Source organism: Salinicoccus sp. Bachu38 (assembly GCF_038561955.2).
Taxonomy (GTDB): domain Bacteria; phylum Bacillota; class Bacilli; order Staphylococcales; family Salinicoccaceae; genus Salinicoccus; species Salinicoccus bachuensis.
Window position 1 is genome coordinate 2,475,605 of record NZ_CP138333.2, and the last position, 15,630, is coordinate 2,491,234.

The window sequence follows — 15,630 nt, forward strand, 5'->3', positions numbered from 1 at the left end:
ATTGAAAACATGGGGTTTATTATGTTTATAAAAGTGCGAAAATTTGATAAAATTGTGTAATATAATTTATGGAGGCGAATCATATGACGATAGACGAAATTGCAAAGACCCTACTTCCCGACATGGTTGAAAATAGACGATATATGCACATGCATCCTGAAGTTTCATTTCACGAGCAGGAGACCTATGGATACATATTGGAACGCCTGAAACGCTATTCCGGCATCACCATCCGGGAAGGGGTCGGCGGCGGCGGTCTGCTCGCTACAATCGGCAGCGCTCCCCACCCCCACATCGCCATCCGTGCAGACTTTGATGCACTGCCGATCCAGGATGAGAAGGATGTGCCATACAAATCGACGGTCGATGGGGTGATGCACGCCTGCGGACATGATGCCCACACGAGTACACTCCTTGCGTTGCTGGAACTTGTACACAGGAACCGCGATCACCTCAAAGGCAGTGTCTCATTCATCTTCCAGTTTGCCGAAGAGGTACAGCCCGGCGGTGCGATTTCCATGGTGGAAGACGGTGTGCTTGATGGCATCGACAAGGTCTATGGCCAGCACTACTGGAGCCAGTATCCCACGCACCAGATCAAGACGAAACCCGGACCTGTCATCTCGAGTCCCGACATGTTCACGATCCGTATACAGGGCAAGGGCGGGCACGCTGCCCAGCCCCACAATTCAGTCGACCCGGTCGTGATTGCCGCGGAACTCATAACAAACCTGCAGACTGCCGTATCCAGACAGGTCTCACCGCTTGATAATGCGGTCGTCACTGTAGGCAAAGTGCGTGCCGGCGATGCTTTCAACGTCATACCGGATTCTGCAGAGCTTGTAGGGACGGTACGGACATTCGAACATGCCGTAAAGGAGAAGATCAGGGACATCTTCCATGAGGAAGCCCGCCTCACCGCCGAAAAACGTGGAGCCACAGCAGAAGTGGACTATAGCTTCGGCTATCCTGCAGTCGTCAACCACGAGTCGGAAGCCGCAATAATCCAACAGGCGGCCGAAGAGATCGGCCTCGACTTCGAGGCGGCGAAGCCACTGATGATCGGCGAGGATTTCTCCTACTACATCAATGAACGCCCTGGCGCCTTCTTCTTCACCGGCTCGGGAAACCCGGAGAAACTGAGCGACTATGTGCACCATCATCCGAAGTTCGACATGGACGAAGAGGCCATGGAAAGTGGTCTTTCCATGTTCATGAAAATACTTGAGATCGAGCAGGTGATCGAATGGAAACAGAAATGATAGAGCGTCTGACGCACACCCACTACAATGAAATGGTGCGTCTGCGCCGGCATTTTCATATGTATCCTGAACTTTCATTCCATGAGGTTCAGACGCCTGCATATATTGCCGAATATCTCCGGGAGCTTGGCCTGGATGTCCAGGAAGGCGTCGGGGGCCGCGGTGTTGTCGGCAGGCTGGTCATCGACCCCACCCTGCCCACCGTGGCACTGCGTGCCGATTTCGATGCATTGCCCATCCATGACCAGAAGGATGTCCCATACAAGTCCACTGTTCCCGGGGTCATGCATGCGTGTGGACACGATGCCCACACCTCTGTGCTGCTCACTGTGGCACGGATCCTCTCAGAAAATAAAGATCAGCTGAAAGGAAACGTGGTCTTCATCCACCAGCATGCGGAAGAGGTGGATCCCGGCGGCGCCATACAGATGATTGCTGACGGCTGCCTGGAGGACGTCGATGTCATTTTCGGCCAGCATGTCACGAGCAGCCTCGATGTCGGCACCATCGGCTACAAGTATGGTACGGCAACGGGCATGCCGGATGATTTCACCATAAAAATATATGGGCGCGGGGGGCATGCCTCAAAACCGCATGCTGCCATCGATCCCGTGGCGGCGGCCATCACCTTCTGCAATCAGCTGCAGTACGTCGTCACCCGAAAATCGAAACCGATGGAACCGGTCGTCCTGTCCATCACGATGTTCAACGGCGGCCATCAGCATAACATCATCCCGGATGAGGTCGAGGTCGGAGGGACTATCCGCACCTTCAATGCCGAGGCACAGAATGTCATGATCACCGAGCTGAAGAAGTGTCTGGAAGGGCTTGTCACCACTACCGGCATATCGTATGATCTCGATTACATGAAGGGCTATCCGCCTGTGGTGAATACGACTGACGAGACGGACCTTGTGCTGGCGGCGGCAAAGCAGATCTCCACCGTGAAGGAGGTCCAGGAGCTGGAACCCGACCTTGGAGGCGAGGATTTTTCCTATTATCTGCAGCGGGTGCCGGGCACATTCTACTATACGGGGACACGGAACCCCAATTTCAAAGCGGACTATCCCCACCATCATGGCAAATTCGACATTGATGAAAAGGGCCTGACGAATGCAGTATCCGTCATGCTGAAGTCCGTATTCAATTATCTGGAAAAGGAGTCTTTTGAATGATGGATCTGACCAACGAAATAGAAAAGCATTATGAGGATATGGTGGCCATACGCCGCCATATGCACATGCATCCTGAAGTATCATTTGAAGAGGAGAATACGAAGCGGTATATATATGAACAGATCAGGGACCTCGGTTTTGATGTCCGTCAGGATGTCGGCGGCAATGGTATTGTCGCACGTCTCCATGTAAACGACGACTACGAGACGGTTGGTTTACGCGCCGACTTCGATGCCCTGCCGATTCAGGATGAGAAGGATGTCCCCTACGCATCGACCGCCTCCGGTGTGATGCATGCATGTGGCCATGACGCCCATACAGCAATGCTGATTACATCGGCACGCATACTTGCAGCGCACAGGGAGGAACTGCCGGTCAATGTCGTGTTCATCCACCAGCATGCGGAGGAACTGTTGCCGGGAGGCGCAAAAGCCATGGTCGAGGACGGCGCCCTTGAAGGTGTGGATTATGTATTCGGCACCCATGTTTCCAGCCTCTACCCCGTCGGCACCCTGTCATATACCTACGACTATGCATTCGCAAGCGCCGATGCATTCTCCATCGAAATCGAAGGGCGTGGCGGGCACGGTGCGGAACCCCATGAAGCGATCGATCCGGTCGTTGCGGCTGCCTCCCTCATCCAGCAGATGCAGACCATCGTCTCAAGGACAGTCGATCCGTTGAAGTCCGCCGTCGTCACCGTGGCGACTTTCAATGGCGGCTCTTCATTCAATGTCATTCCAAACACTACTGAAGTCAGCGGTACAGTCAGAACTTTTGAGAAGGAAGTCAAAGAAGGTGTCCAGGAGCGCATCGAAGGCATCGTCCGTGGAGTGGAATCGAGCTTCGATGTCAAATGCAACCTCAACTACACCGAGGGCTATCCTGCACTGCTCAATGACAACGAGAAGCTTGATCACACATTGGATGCATTGAAGGATGCCAGCTATGTAAAGTCATGTGAAGAAAATCCACCATCCATGGGAGGAGAGGATTTTTCCTACTTCCTGCAGAACAGGCCCGGATGCTACTTCTACACGGGTGTACGGAACAGTGAAATCGGCGCGGATCAGCCGCATCATCATCCCCTGTTCGACATTGACGAACGCGGCATGAAAGCCGGAGTGGAATCTCTCGTAAAAATAGTGCTTGGCTTTGGAAAAAAGTAGAATAAAGGCGGCCTCCAATGGAGGCCGCCTTTATTCATAATATAAAAAAAGAGCCGGAAAATCCGGCTCTTTCATCCAATAGGATTGGATTATTTCAGGATGTCAGTTACAACGCCTGATCCAACAGTACGTCCACCTTCACGGATGGAGAAACGTGTACCGTCTTCGATAGCGATTGGAGAAATGAGTTGAACTGTCATTTCAACGTTGTCGCCAGGCATAACCATTTCAGTACCTTCAGGAAGATTGACTACACCAGTTACGTCCGTAGTACGGAAGTAGAACTGTGGGCGGTAGTTGTTGAAGAATGGAGTGTGACGTCCACCTTCTTCTTTTGAAAGAACATAAACTTCTGCTTTGAATTCTGTGTGTGGAGTGATGGATCCAGGCGCAGCAAGTACTTGGCCACGTTGGATGTCTTCACGTGCTACACCACGGAGAAGCGCGCCGATGTTGTCGCCTGCTTCAGCATAGTCAAGAAGCTTACGGAACATCTCAACACCTGTAACAGTTGTTTTAGTGGATTCTTCAGCAAGACCGATGATTTCAACTTCAGCACCGACTTTGATCTGTCCACGGTCAACACGACCAGTTGCAACTGTACCACGGCCAGTGATGGAGAATACGTCCTCTACTGGCATCATGAATGGCTTGTCAGAGTCACGCTCTGGAGTTGGGATATAGTCATCCACAGCTTGCATCAGTTCAAGAATTTTATCTTCATACGCTTCGTCGCCTTCAAGTGCTTTGAGGGCAGAACCAGCGATTACAGGGATGTCGTCGCCAGGGAAATCGTACTCGGAAAGAAGTTCACGTACTTCCATTTCTACGAGTTCAAGAAGTTCTTCGTCGTCTACCATGTCAACTTTGTTGAGGAATACAACAAGCGCAGGTACGCCAACGTTTTTAGAGAGCAGGATGTGCTCACGAGTTTGTGGCATTGGACCGTCTGCTGCAGAAACAACGAGGATACCGCCGTCCATTTGAGCTGCACCAGTGATCATGTTTTTAACGTAGTCAGCGTGTCCTGGGCAGTCAACGTGCGCATAGTGACGCTTTTCAGTTTCATACTCGATGTGGGAAGTGTTGATTGTGATTCCACGTTCTTTTTCTTCTGGTGCGTTGTCGATCATGTCATAGCTCTGAGCTTCACCTGGACCTCTTTTAGCAAGAACAGTCGCGATAGCAGCTGTCAGAGTAGTTTTACCATGGTCAACGTGACCAATTGTACCAATATTGGCATGTGTTTTGGAACGGTCGAATTTTTCTTTTGCCATTTCGTATACCTCTCCTTAAATAAAGTAATTGTTTGGTTTATATTGAGACTCGGAGCGGGACGCACCCGCCCGAGGTGTTTCTAAATCACTTATAAATGATTCAAGCGTAAAAATCAAGCGCCCTGATTATCCACCTTTATTTTTCTTGATGATTTCTTCAGAGATTGATTTCGGCACTTCTTCATAGTGATCGAATGCCATTGTATAAGTTCCGCGACCTTGCGTGTTCGAACGCAGGTTTGTTGCATACCCGAACATTTCGGATAGTGGAACGAATGCGTTGACAACTTGTGCGTTACCACGCGCAGCCATACCTTCGACACGGCCACGACGGCTTGTAATGTCGCCCATGATGTCGCCCATGTACTCTTCAGGCATTACGATTTCAACTTTCATGACCGGCTCAAGGATTACAGGGTCACATACTTTGGCAGCTTCTTTGAGTGCCAGGGATGCAGCCACCTTGAAGGCCATCTCTGAGGAGTCGACATCGTGGTATGAACCATCGAAGAGTTTCGCTTTGACGTCTACCATCGGATAGCCGGCGAGTACGCCATTTTCCATGGAGTCTTTGATACCTGCTTCAACGGATGGGATATATTCACGTGGTACCACACCACCGACGATGGCATTTTCAAACTCGAATCCGCCACCGACTTCGTTAGGTGTGAATTCAACATGAACGTCACCATACTGGCCACGACCACCGGATTGACGCGTGAACTTACCTTGGACAGCAGCCTGCTTCTTGAATGTCTCACGGTAGGATACCATTGGCGCACCTACGTTACATTCAACTTTGAATTCACGCTTCATGCGGTCAACAAGGATGTCGAGGTGGAGCTCACCCATACCACCGATGATAACCTGTCCAGTTTCGTTGTCGGTATGCGCTGTGAATGTAGGGTCCTCTTCCTGAAGCTTGACGAGGGCATTCGTCATCTTGTCCTGGTCAGCTTTGGATTTCGGTTCTACAGACAAGTGGATAACCGGTTCAGGGAAGTCCATGGACTCAAGAATGACCTGATTCTTTTCATCACATAGTGTGTCCCCGGTCCCAGTATCCTTCAGGCCGATCGCTGCTGCGATATCTCCTGAGTATACCGTGGAGATTTCCTGACGGGAGTTTGCATGCATCTGCAGGATACGTCCGACACGCTCACGCTTGTCTTTCGTAGTATTCCTGATGTAGGAACCTGCATCCAGTGTACCGGAATACACACGGAAGAAAGTGAGCTTACCGACGAACGGGTCACTCATTACTTTGAATGCGAGCGCTGCAAATGACTCGGAATCATCAGGCTTGGCAACGACTTCCTCATCTTCGTCATCTTTTCTGTGGCCGATGATCGGCTTTACATCAAGTGGAGATGGAAGATAGTCGATTGCTGCGTTAAGGAGCAGTTGTACCCCTTTGTTTTTGAAAGCTGTACCGCAAAGTACCGGATAGAATTCGACATCACATGTCGCCTGGCGGATTGCAGACTTCAGTTCTTCAAGGGAAATCTCTTCTCCACCCAGGTATTTTTCCATGATATCTTCATTCACATCAGCGAGTCCTTCAATGAGGCCCTCTCTGAGTTCATCAGCTTTGTCTTTATATTCGGCCGGGATTTCGATTTCTTCAATTTCCGTACCAAGATCGTTGTTGTAGTGGAATGCTTTCATCTCTACCAGATCGATGATGCCAGTGAAGTCATCTTCGGCACCGATTGGATACTGGATCGGGTGAGCATTCGCCTGCAGGCGATCTCTGATCGTACCTACTGAATAATCAAAATCTGCACCGACTTTGTCCATCTTGTTGACGAATACAACACGAGGGACGCCGTAAGTTGTCGCCTGTCTCCAGACAGTTTCTGTCTGGGGCTCGACGCCGGATTGGGCATCAAGAACTGCTACCGCACCATCAAGTACACGGAGGGAACGTTCAACTTCTACAGTGAAGTCTACGTGTCCTGGTGTATCGATGATGTTTACGCGGTGACCTTCCCACTGCGCAGTTGTGGCAGCGGATGTAATCGTGATTCCACGTTCCTGTTCCTGCTCCATCCAGTCCATCTGGGATGCACCTTCGTGAGTTTCACCAATCTTGTGAATACGGCCTGTATAATAAAGAATACGTTCAGTCGTCGTCGTCTTACCGGCATCGATGTGGGCCATGATACCGATATTACGCGTTTTTTCTAAAGAGAATTCTCTTGCCATTTGTATCCTTTTCTCCTTCCAGGAATGGGATGAAATTAAGCTAAGTGGCTATGAGGGTCCGCCGACTACCAGCGGTAGTGAGCGAATGCCCTGTTTGCTTCAGCCATCTTGTGTGTGTCTTCACGTTTCTTGACAGCGCCGCCTGTGTTGTTGGCAGCATCAAGAATTTCGTTCGCTAGGCGCTCTTCCATTGTCTTTTCCCCACGCAGACGTGCGTAGTTCACGAGCCAACGAAGTCCAAGAGTTGTACGGCGATCTGCACGTACCTCTACTGGCACCTGGTAGTTTGAACCACCTACACGACGTGCTTTAACTTCAAGTACCGGCATGATGTTTTCGATCGCTTCATCAAAAACTTCGATTGCATCCCTGCCAGAACGTTCCTGTACAAGATCAAATGCTGAATAGAGAATTCTTTGGGATGTACCGCGTTTCCCGTCCACCATCATTTTATTGATAAGCTTGGTCACAAGTTTGGAATTGTGAATCGGATCCGGCAATACATCTCTTTTAGCAACTGGTCCTTTACGTGGCATAGTCATCCTCCTTTCAAAAATTAGGTTTGTCTGATCGTCATATCATGACGCAATTATTTCTTCTTAGGGCGTTTAGTACCGTAGAGTGAACGGCCTTGTCTGCGGTCGTTGACACCTGAAGTATCAAGCGCACCACGTACGATATGGTAACGTACACCAGGAAGGTCCTTTACACGTCCACCACGAATAAGTACTACACTGTGTTCCTGCAGGTTGTGCCCGATTCCAGGAATATATGCGTTCACTTCAACATTATTTGAAAGTCTCACACGTGCATATTTACGCAGAGCGGAGTTCGGTTTCTTAGGAGTCATTGTTCCAACACGAGTACAAACACCGCGTTTCTGTGGTGCATTTTCGTGTGTCACACGCTTCTTAAGGCTGTTGAACCCTCTGTTCAATGCTGGTGAGTCTGATTTTTTTGTTTTGGTTTGACGAGGTTTTCTTACAAGCTGATTAATCGTTGGCATGGTTTTCCTCCTCTCTTCATTAATCCCACACATCCAGGTGGTTCATTTTTAGGGTATAAAAAATGTGTAAGACTGAAATCTTACATTTCAACATTTTCTATCTCCATACCGGTCCCGTAGATCCCATATAGAGTAACCTTAATAATAATAGCATCTGCCCTTGTTGATGTCAACAATATATCATGAAAAACAGGCCCCACTCCGGGGAGTGGGTGCTGCTGTTATTCTTCTATCAGGACTTCTTCCTTCTCTGTTGCTTTGGAACTTTTGGCTACATCAATTTCAACATCCCGATACTTCGGCATACCTGTTCCTGCAGGAATCAGCTTACCGATGATGACGTTCTCCTTGAGACCGAGAAGTTCATCGCGTTTCCCTTTGATTGCAGCATCTGTAAGCACTCTTGTTGTTTCCTGGAAGCTGGCTGCAGAAAGGAAACTTTCTGTTTCAAGGGATGCTTTCGTAATCCCAAGCAGTACCGGTTTCGCCGTTGCCGGACGCTTGCGCTTCTTGAAGATCTCTTTGTTTGCATCCGTAAATGCATGGATGTCGACAAGCGCTCCTGGAAGAAGCGTCGTATCTCCAGCATCGATGATCCTTACTTTTCTGAGCATCTGCCTTACCATGACCTCGACGTGCTTATCGTCGATTTCAACCCCCTGCATACGGTATACCTTCTGCACTTCTTTGAGAAGGTATTCCTGTGTGCGGTTCAGACCCGCAACCGCAAGGAGTTCCTTCGGTTCGATTGAACCTTCCGTAAGGATCTGGCCAGGTTCGATCTGCTCTCCGACTTCTACAAGCAGGCGTGCTGTCGCTGGTGCTGTGTAGGTCTTCGTCTCCTGCTCGCCTTTGATCTTGATCTCCTGCTGACGGTCTTTGACAACTTCGATGTCCGTAACGGCACCGCGGATTTCTGAAATCATCGCCTGACCTTTTGGATTACGTGCTTCAAAGAGCTCCTGGATACGCGGGAGACCCTGGGTAATATCGCTTCCGGCAACCCCACCCGTGTGGAATGTACGCATTGTAAGCTGTGTACCCGGTTCACCGATGGACTGGGCAGCGATTGTACCGACTGCTTCGCCCACTTCGACTTTTTCGCCTGTTGCCAGGTTCTTGCCGTAGCAGCGTTCACATACACCATGACGGGTGTTGCATGTGAAAGCGGAACGGATGTACATCTCTTCGATGCCGCTGTTTACGATTTCCTTCGCAAGTTCGGCCGTGATGAGTTCGTTTGAACGGACGAGAATCTCTTTCGTTTCAGGATGTCTCACCGTTTCTTTCGAATAACGCCCTTCCAGACGGTCGATGAACGGTTCGATGAGTTCTGATCCTTCTGTCAACGCAGAAACAAGGAGTCCTTTATCCGTACCACAATCGTCATCACGGACGATGACATCCTGTGCCACATCCACAAGTCTTCTTGTGAGATAGCCGGAGTCGGCCGTTTTGAGCGCTGTATCGGCAAGACCTTTACGCGCACCGTGTGTGGAAATGAAGTACTCGAGTACTGTCAGACCTTCACGGAAGCTCGACTTGATCGGCAGTTCGATGATCTGTCCAGACGGGTTGGCCATGAGTCCACGCATACCAGCAAGCTGGGTGAAGTTGGACGCATTACCACGGGCCCCGGAATCACTCATCATGAAGATCGGATTCAGGCGGTGAAGTGAGGCCATCAGGCGATCCTGGATGACATCCTTCGCTCTTGTCCATAGTTCGATGACTGCACCATAGCGCTCTGCTTCAGTAATCAGCCCCCGTGCAAACTGTTTCTGCACTTTTTCGACCTTCTCTTCCGTTTCGTCAATGATCTGCTGTTTGTCCGGCAGAACCACGATGTCGGATACACCTACTGTGATACCGGCTTTGGAAGAATATTTGAAGCCAAGGTCCTTCATGAGGTCGAGCATTACGGACGTTTCTGTAATGTGGAATTTGTTGAACACTTCAGCGATGATCTGACCCAAATATTTCTTGTTGAAAGGTTCCACAATCGGCGTGTCCTTGAATCTCTCTGCGAGTCCGCCTTCACCAAGTTCCGACACTGGGACGAAGTAGCGGTCCGGTGTCTTCTCCTCAAGGTTTTCCCTTGTCGGTTCATTGAGGTATGGGAAGGACGGCGGCATGATTTCATTGAAGATGACCTTGCCTGCTGTCGTCATCAGTATCTTGCCTTTGTTATCTTCAGAGACTTTTTCCGTCTCCAGGGAGTTGGTATGCAGTCCGATGCGTGTATGCAGCTGGACATAGCCGTTCTGGTAAGCCATTACGACTTCGTTCGCATCCTTGAAGATGTGTCCTTCACGTTTCGTGTTTTCCCTCTCGAGGGTGAGGTAGTAGTTGCCGAGCACCATATCCTGTGATGGTGTAACAACCGGCTTCCCATCCTTCGGATTAAGGATGTTCTGGGCAGCGAGCATCAGCATGCGTGCTTCCGCCTGTGCTTCTTTGGAGAGCGGTACGTGTACCGCCATCTGGTCTCCATCAAAGTCGGCATTGTACGCCGTTGTTACAAGCGGGTGCAGACGGATGGCACGGCCTTCGACAAGCGTCGCCTCAAACGCCTGGATGCCCAGACGGTGGAGCGTCGGTGCACGGTTGAGGAGTACAGGGTGTTCTTTGATGACGTCTTCAAGAACATCCCATACATCATCTTCCATGCGCTCGATCTTGCCTTTGGCATTCTTGATGTTTGTAGCCATTTCACGTTCCACAAGCTCTTTCATGATGAACGGCTTGAAGAGTTCGAGTGCCATTTCCTTAGGCAGGCCACATTGATACATCTTCAGGCTTGGCCCTACAACGATTACGGAACGGCCTGAATAGTCGACACGCTTACCGAGAAGGTTCTGACGGAAACGGCCCTGCTTCCCTTTGAGCATGTGGGACAGTGACTTGAGCGGCCGGTTCCCCGGTCCTGTCACTGGACGGCCACGACGACCATTGTCGATCAGTGCATCCACCGCTTCCTGGAGCATGCGTTTCTCGTTCTGGACGATGATGCCGGGAGCACCAAGGTCCAACAGACGCTTCAGACGGTTGTTACGGTTGATTACACGACGATAGAGATCATTCAGATCACTTGTCGCAAAACGGCCGCCATCGAGCTGTACCATCGGACGGATCTCCGGTGGGATGATCGGCAGGACATCCAGGATCATCCAGGATGGATCATTGCCGGAACTGCGGAATGATTCAACGACTTCAAGGCGTTTGATCGCCCTTGTCAGCCGCTGTCCCGTAGCTGTCTCCAGCTCTTTCCTCAGCGCTTCGAGCTCTCCTTCAAGATTGACGTCCATAAGAAGTTCCTTGATCGCTTCAGCACCCATCTTGGCTGTGAACGTATTGCCGTGCTTGTCGTAGTATTCCCTGTACTCGCGTTCAGTAAGGAGCTGCTTCGGCTCAAGCCCCGTGGAACCCGGCTTGATCACTGCATAGGAAGCAAAGTAGATGACCTCTTCCAGTGAACGCGGTGACATGTCAAGAAGCAGTCCCATTCTGGACGGGATGCCCTTGAAGTACCAGATGTGGGAGACAGGGGCAGCAAGTTCAATATGCCCCATCCTTTCCCGTCGTACCTTGGAACGTGTCACTTCCACTCCACAGCGGTCACAGACCATACCTTTATATCTTACACGCTTGTATTTTCCACAGCTGCACTCCCAGTCCTTTGTAGGACCGAAGATCTTTTCACAGAACAGACCGTCCCTTTCAGGCTTCAGTGTCCTGTAGTTGATCGTTTCAGGCTTCTTCACTTCACCAAAGGACCATGAGCGGATCTTTTCTGATGAAGCCAGACCTATTTTCATATATTGAAATCTATTTACATCTATCAATGAGCTTTCCTCCCTAAAGTTTTATCAAGCTCAATCATCATTCAGTGACATCTTCAGTTGCAGCGCTTGTCTTCTCGCTCAAATTCATCTGATTGGATGCATCATCCTCTTCAGTATCACGCATCTCAACTTCTTCGTCCTGATCATCGAGGATGTTGACATCGAGGCCAAGACTCTGGAGTTCCTTCATCAGTACACGGAATGATTCAGGGACACCAGGTTTAGGGACATTTTCACCTTTTACAATCGCTTCGTAAGTCTTCACACGCCCTACAGTATCATCCGACTTGACCGTCAGGATTTCCTGAAGGGTATAGGCGGCACCATAAGCTTCCAGTGCCCATACTTCCATTTCCCCGAAACGCTGGCCACCGAATTGGGCCTTACCACCGAGTGGCTGCTGTGTGACGAGGGAGTATGGTCCGGTGCTTCTTGCGTGAAGCTTGTCATCGACCATGTGGGCGAGTTTGAGCATGTACATGACGCCGACGGAGATACGGTTTTCAAACGGATCGCCTGTACGTCCATCGTAGAGCACTGTCTTGCCATCACGTGCAAGGCCGGCTTCCGCCATCGTATCCCATACGTCTTCTTCGTTGGCACCATCGAATACCGGTGACGCCATCTTCAGACCCATCGCACGGGCTGCCATGCCGAGGTGGAGTTCAAGCACCTGTCCGATGTTCATACGGGAAGGTACCCCAAGCGGGTTGAGCATGATGTCGATCGGTGTGCCGTCAGGCATATAAGGCATGTCCTCTTCCGGAAGGATCCTGGAGATTACACCCTTGTTCCCGTGACGTCCACACATCTTGTCGCCTACGCTGATCTTACGCTTCTGGACGATGTAGACACGTACAAGCTGGTTGACACCTGGAGACAGTTCATCGCCATCTTCACGGTTGAACACTTTGACATCAAGGACGATGCCGCCGGCACCGTGTGGTACACGCAATGAAGTATCGCGCACTTCACGTGCTTTTTCCCCGAATATCGCATGCAGGAGGCGTTCTTCTGCCGTCAGTTCCGTCACACCTTTCGGCGTTACTTTACCGACGAGGATGTCGCCATCCTTGACTTCTGCACCGATGTGGACGATGCCACGCTCATCGAGCTTCTTGAGTGCATTGTCGGAAACGTTCGGGATATCCCTGGTGATCTCCTCAGGCCCGAGCTTTGTATCCCTGGATTCGGACTCATACTCTTCGATATGGATGGATGTATAGACATCATCTTTGACAAGACGTTCACTCATGATTACGGCATCCTCGTAGTTGTAGCCGTCCCATGTCATGAAGCCGACGACAACATTCTGTCCAAGTGCCATCTCGCCATTATCCATGGATGGGCCGTCAGCAAGGATTTCACCCTTCGTCACCACATCGCCTTTTGAAACGATTGGTTTCTGGTTGTAGCAGGTACCGGAGTTGGAACGGATGAATTTGGAAAGTCTGTAGATATCCTTCTCCGTTTCGATCTCCTTGCCGTTCTCCTCCTCGATGCGGCGGATATGGATCTCTTTCGCTTCCACGTGCTCCACGCGGCCTCTATAGCGCGCAACTACTGCAGCACCGGAGTCGCGGGCAGCCACGTGTTCCATGCCTGTACCGATATCAGGAGATTGCGGAATGAGGAGCGGTACTGCCTGACGCTGCATGTTCGCACCCATCAATGCACGGTTGGAGTCGTCATTTTCAAGGAATGGGATACATGCTGTCGCTGCGGAAACAACCTGCTTCGGAGAAACATCCATGTAGTCCATGCGTTCTCTCGCCATTTTCGTGTTGTTGCCACGGAAACGGCATACGATCTCCTCTCTGACGAATGATCCGTCTTCATCCAGTATGGCATTGGCCTGGGCCACGACATAGCTGTCTTCTTCGTCGGCAGTAAGGTAGTCGATCTGGTCCGTTACACGGTTTGTTTCCGGATCCACTCTTCTGTACGGTGTTTCGATGAAGCCGAACTCATTCACTCTGGCGAAGCTGGACAGTGAGTTGATCAGACCGATGTTCGGCCCCTCCGGAGTCTCGATTGGACACATGCGGCCGTAGTGGGAGTAGTGGACGTCCCGCACTTCCATGCCTGCACGTTCACGCGTCAGACCGCCGGGTCCAAGCGCAGACAGACGTCTTTTGTGCGTCAGCTCTGCAAGCGGGTTCGTCTGGTCCATGAACTGGGAGAGCTGGGAGCTTCCGAAGAACTCTTTTATGGACGCAATCACAGGACGGATATTGATGAGCTGCTGTGGTGTGATGGACTCTGTATCCTGGATGGACATGCGCTCCCTCACTACACGCTCCATACGGGAAAGGCCGATTCTGAACTGGTTCTGCAGCAGTTCGCCGACAGAACGCAGACGACGGTTTCCAAGGTGGTCGATATCATCCGTATGTCCGACACCCTCAATCAGGTTGAAGAAATAGCTCATGGAGGCGATGATATCGGACGGTGTGATGGATTTCACTTCCACATCCGGGAAGGCATTGCCGATGACCGTTGTCGTACCCTCTTCCTGATTCGGCGCCTCCACTTTGATGGACTGGATTTCAATTGGTTCATCCAGAAGTCCATTTTCGAGACGGAATGTTTCAAGGTTCGCATTGGCTTCAAGCACATCGATGATGCTGTCCAATGTACGCCTGTCGATCGTGGTGCCTGTTTCTGCCACGATTTCGCCAGTTTCCTTGTCGACGATAGGTTCTGCGAGCACTTGATTGAACAAGCGGTTCTTAAGGTGTAATTTTTTATTCATTTTATAGCGTCCAACACTCGCGAGATCATAACGCTTCGGATCAAAGAACCGTGAGTAGAGGAGATTTCTGGCATTCTCAACTGTCGGCGGTTCGCCTGGGCGAAGTCGTTCGTATATTTCTAGGAGTGCCTGATCCACTGTTTCTGTCGTATCTTTCTCCAGTGTGTTCCTGATATGTTCGCTGTCACCAAGAAGGTTGATGATCTCCTGGTCTGTAGAAAAGCCGAGCGCCCTGAGCAGTACCGTCATCGGCAGCTTGCGCGTACGGTCTATTCTTACGTAAACTATATCTTTGGCATCGATTTCGTATTCGAGCCATGCACCACGGTTCGGAATCACCGTTGCTCCAAAGCTGGCCTTGCCATTTTTATCCATTTTTTCCGAATAGTATACGGACGGACTCCTGACAAGCTGTGATACGATTACGCGCTCTGCGCCATTTATAATGAAAGTACCTGTATCCGTCATCAATGGGAAGTCGCCCATGAATACTTCCTGTTCCTTGACTTCACCTGTTTCTTTGATGACAAGGCGCACTTTTACACGCAACGGTGCAGAATATGTTGCATCATGGTTCTTTGCTTCTTCCTCATCGTACTTGGGTTCCCCAAGCTTGTAGTCCACAAATTCCAATGACATGTTTCCAGTGAAGTCCTCTACCGGTGAAATGTCCTTAAACATTTCGATCAGACCTGTCTGAAGGAACCATTCATAGGATTTCGTCTGGATTTCGATCAGGTTCGGCAGATCCAATTTCTCTTCGATACGTGCATAGCTTCTGCGTTTAGCGTGTCTTCCATATTGAATCAGTTGACTCATCGACAGATTCACCCCTAATAAAAATTACGTAAAACATTCACCGAAGCAGTTAAACAGTTAATAAGACAAAAAGAAAACGGAATCGTGACCAACCCCATTTTCTATTTATTAACA

The 15,630-nt window shown here is 50.3% G+C and carries 9 protein-coding genes; 3 read left to right on the top strand and 6 right to left on the bottom strand.

What is annotated here, in order from left to right; all coding sequences use genetic code 11:
* Positions 1 to 83: 83 nt before the first annotated feature.
* Genes RQP18_RS12520 through RQP18_RS12530 form a run of 3 tightly spaced genes read left to right on the top strand, consistent with a single transcriptional unit; the run spans position 84 to position 3,606 of the window.
* Positions 84 to 1,262, top strand: coding sequence for a M20 metallopeptidase family protein (locus RQP18_RS12520; protein ID WP_342388017.1), 1,179 nt, complete (start codon positions 84 to 86; stop codon positions 1,260 to 1,262).
* Complete coding sequence (locus RQP18_RS12525) at positions 1,247 to 2,437, top strand: amidohydrolase (RefSeq protein ID WP_342388018.1); 1,191 nt, start codon at positions 1,247 to 1,249, stop codon at positions 2,435 to 2,437. The genes RQP18_RS12520 and RQP18_RS12525 overlap by 16 nt, the downstream gene beginning before the upstream one ends.
* On the top strand, positions 2,434 to 3,606 hold the full coding sequence (locus tag RQP18_RS12530) for a M20 metallopeptidase family protein (protein ID WP_342388019.1): 1,173 nt from the start codon (positions 2,434 to 2,436) through the stop codon (positions 3,604 to 3,606). The genes RQP18_RS12525 and RQP18_RS12530 overlap by 4 nt, the downstream gene beginning before the upstream one ends.
* 89 nt (positions 3,607 to 3,695) lie before the next feature.
* Here RQP18_RS12530 and tuf read toward each other — a convergent pair whose 3' ends face one another.
* From tuf to rpoB, 6 genes are all read right to left on the bottom strand, one after another.
* Positions 3,696 to 4,883: an elongation factor Tu gene (gene tuf / locus RQP18_RS12535; protein WP_342388020.1), complete on the bottom strand. Its 1,188-nt coding sequence runs from the start codon at positions 4,881 to 4,883 to the stop codon at positions 3,696 to 3,698.
* A 126-nt stretch (positions 4,884 to 5,009) separates the two neighbouring features.
* Positions 5,010 to 7,091, bottom strand: coding sequence for an elongation factor G (gene fusA / locus RQP18_RS12540; protein ID WP_342388021.1), 2,082 nt, complete (start codon positions 7,089 to 7,091; stop codon positions 5,010 to 5,012).
* 65 nt (positions 7,092 to 7,156) lie between these two features.
* Positions 7,157 to 7,627: a 30S ribosomal protein S7 gene (gene rpsG, locus RQP18_RS12545; protein WP_031545910.1), complete on the bottom strand. Its 471-nt coding sequence runs from the start codon at positions 7,625 to 7,627 to the stop codon at positions 7,157 to 7,159.
* A gap of 53 nt (positions 7,628 to 7,680) precedes the next feature.
* Entirely contained in the window at positions 7,681 to 8,097 is a 417-nt protein-coding gene (gene rpsL / locus RQP18_RS12550; RefSeq protein WP_342388022.1) for a 30S ribosomal protein S12, read from the bottom strand.
* Positions 8,098 to 8,318: 221 nt separating this feature from the next.
* The gene (gene rpoC / locus RQP18_RS12555; protein ID WP_342388023.1) at positions 8,319 to 11,942 is read right to left on the bottom strand and encodes a DNA-directed RNA polymerase subunit beta'; all 3,624 of its coding nucleotides are present in this window, start codon (positions 11,940 to 11,942) and stop codon (positions 8,319 to 8,321) included.
* Between the two features lie 37 nt (positions 11,943 to 11,979).
* On the bottom strand, positions 11,980 to 15,516 hold the full coding sequence (gene rpoB, locus RQP18_RS12560; RefSeq protein ID WP_342388024.1) for a DNA-directed RNA polymerase subunit beta: 3,537 nt from the start codon (positions 15,514 to 15,516) through the stop codon (positions 11,980 to 11,982).
* Positions 15,517 to 15,630: the final 114 nt, after the last annotated feature.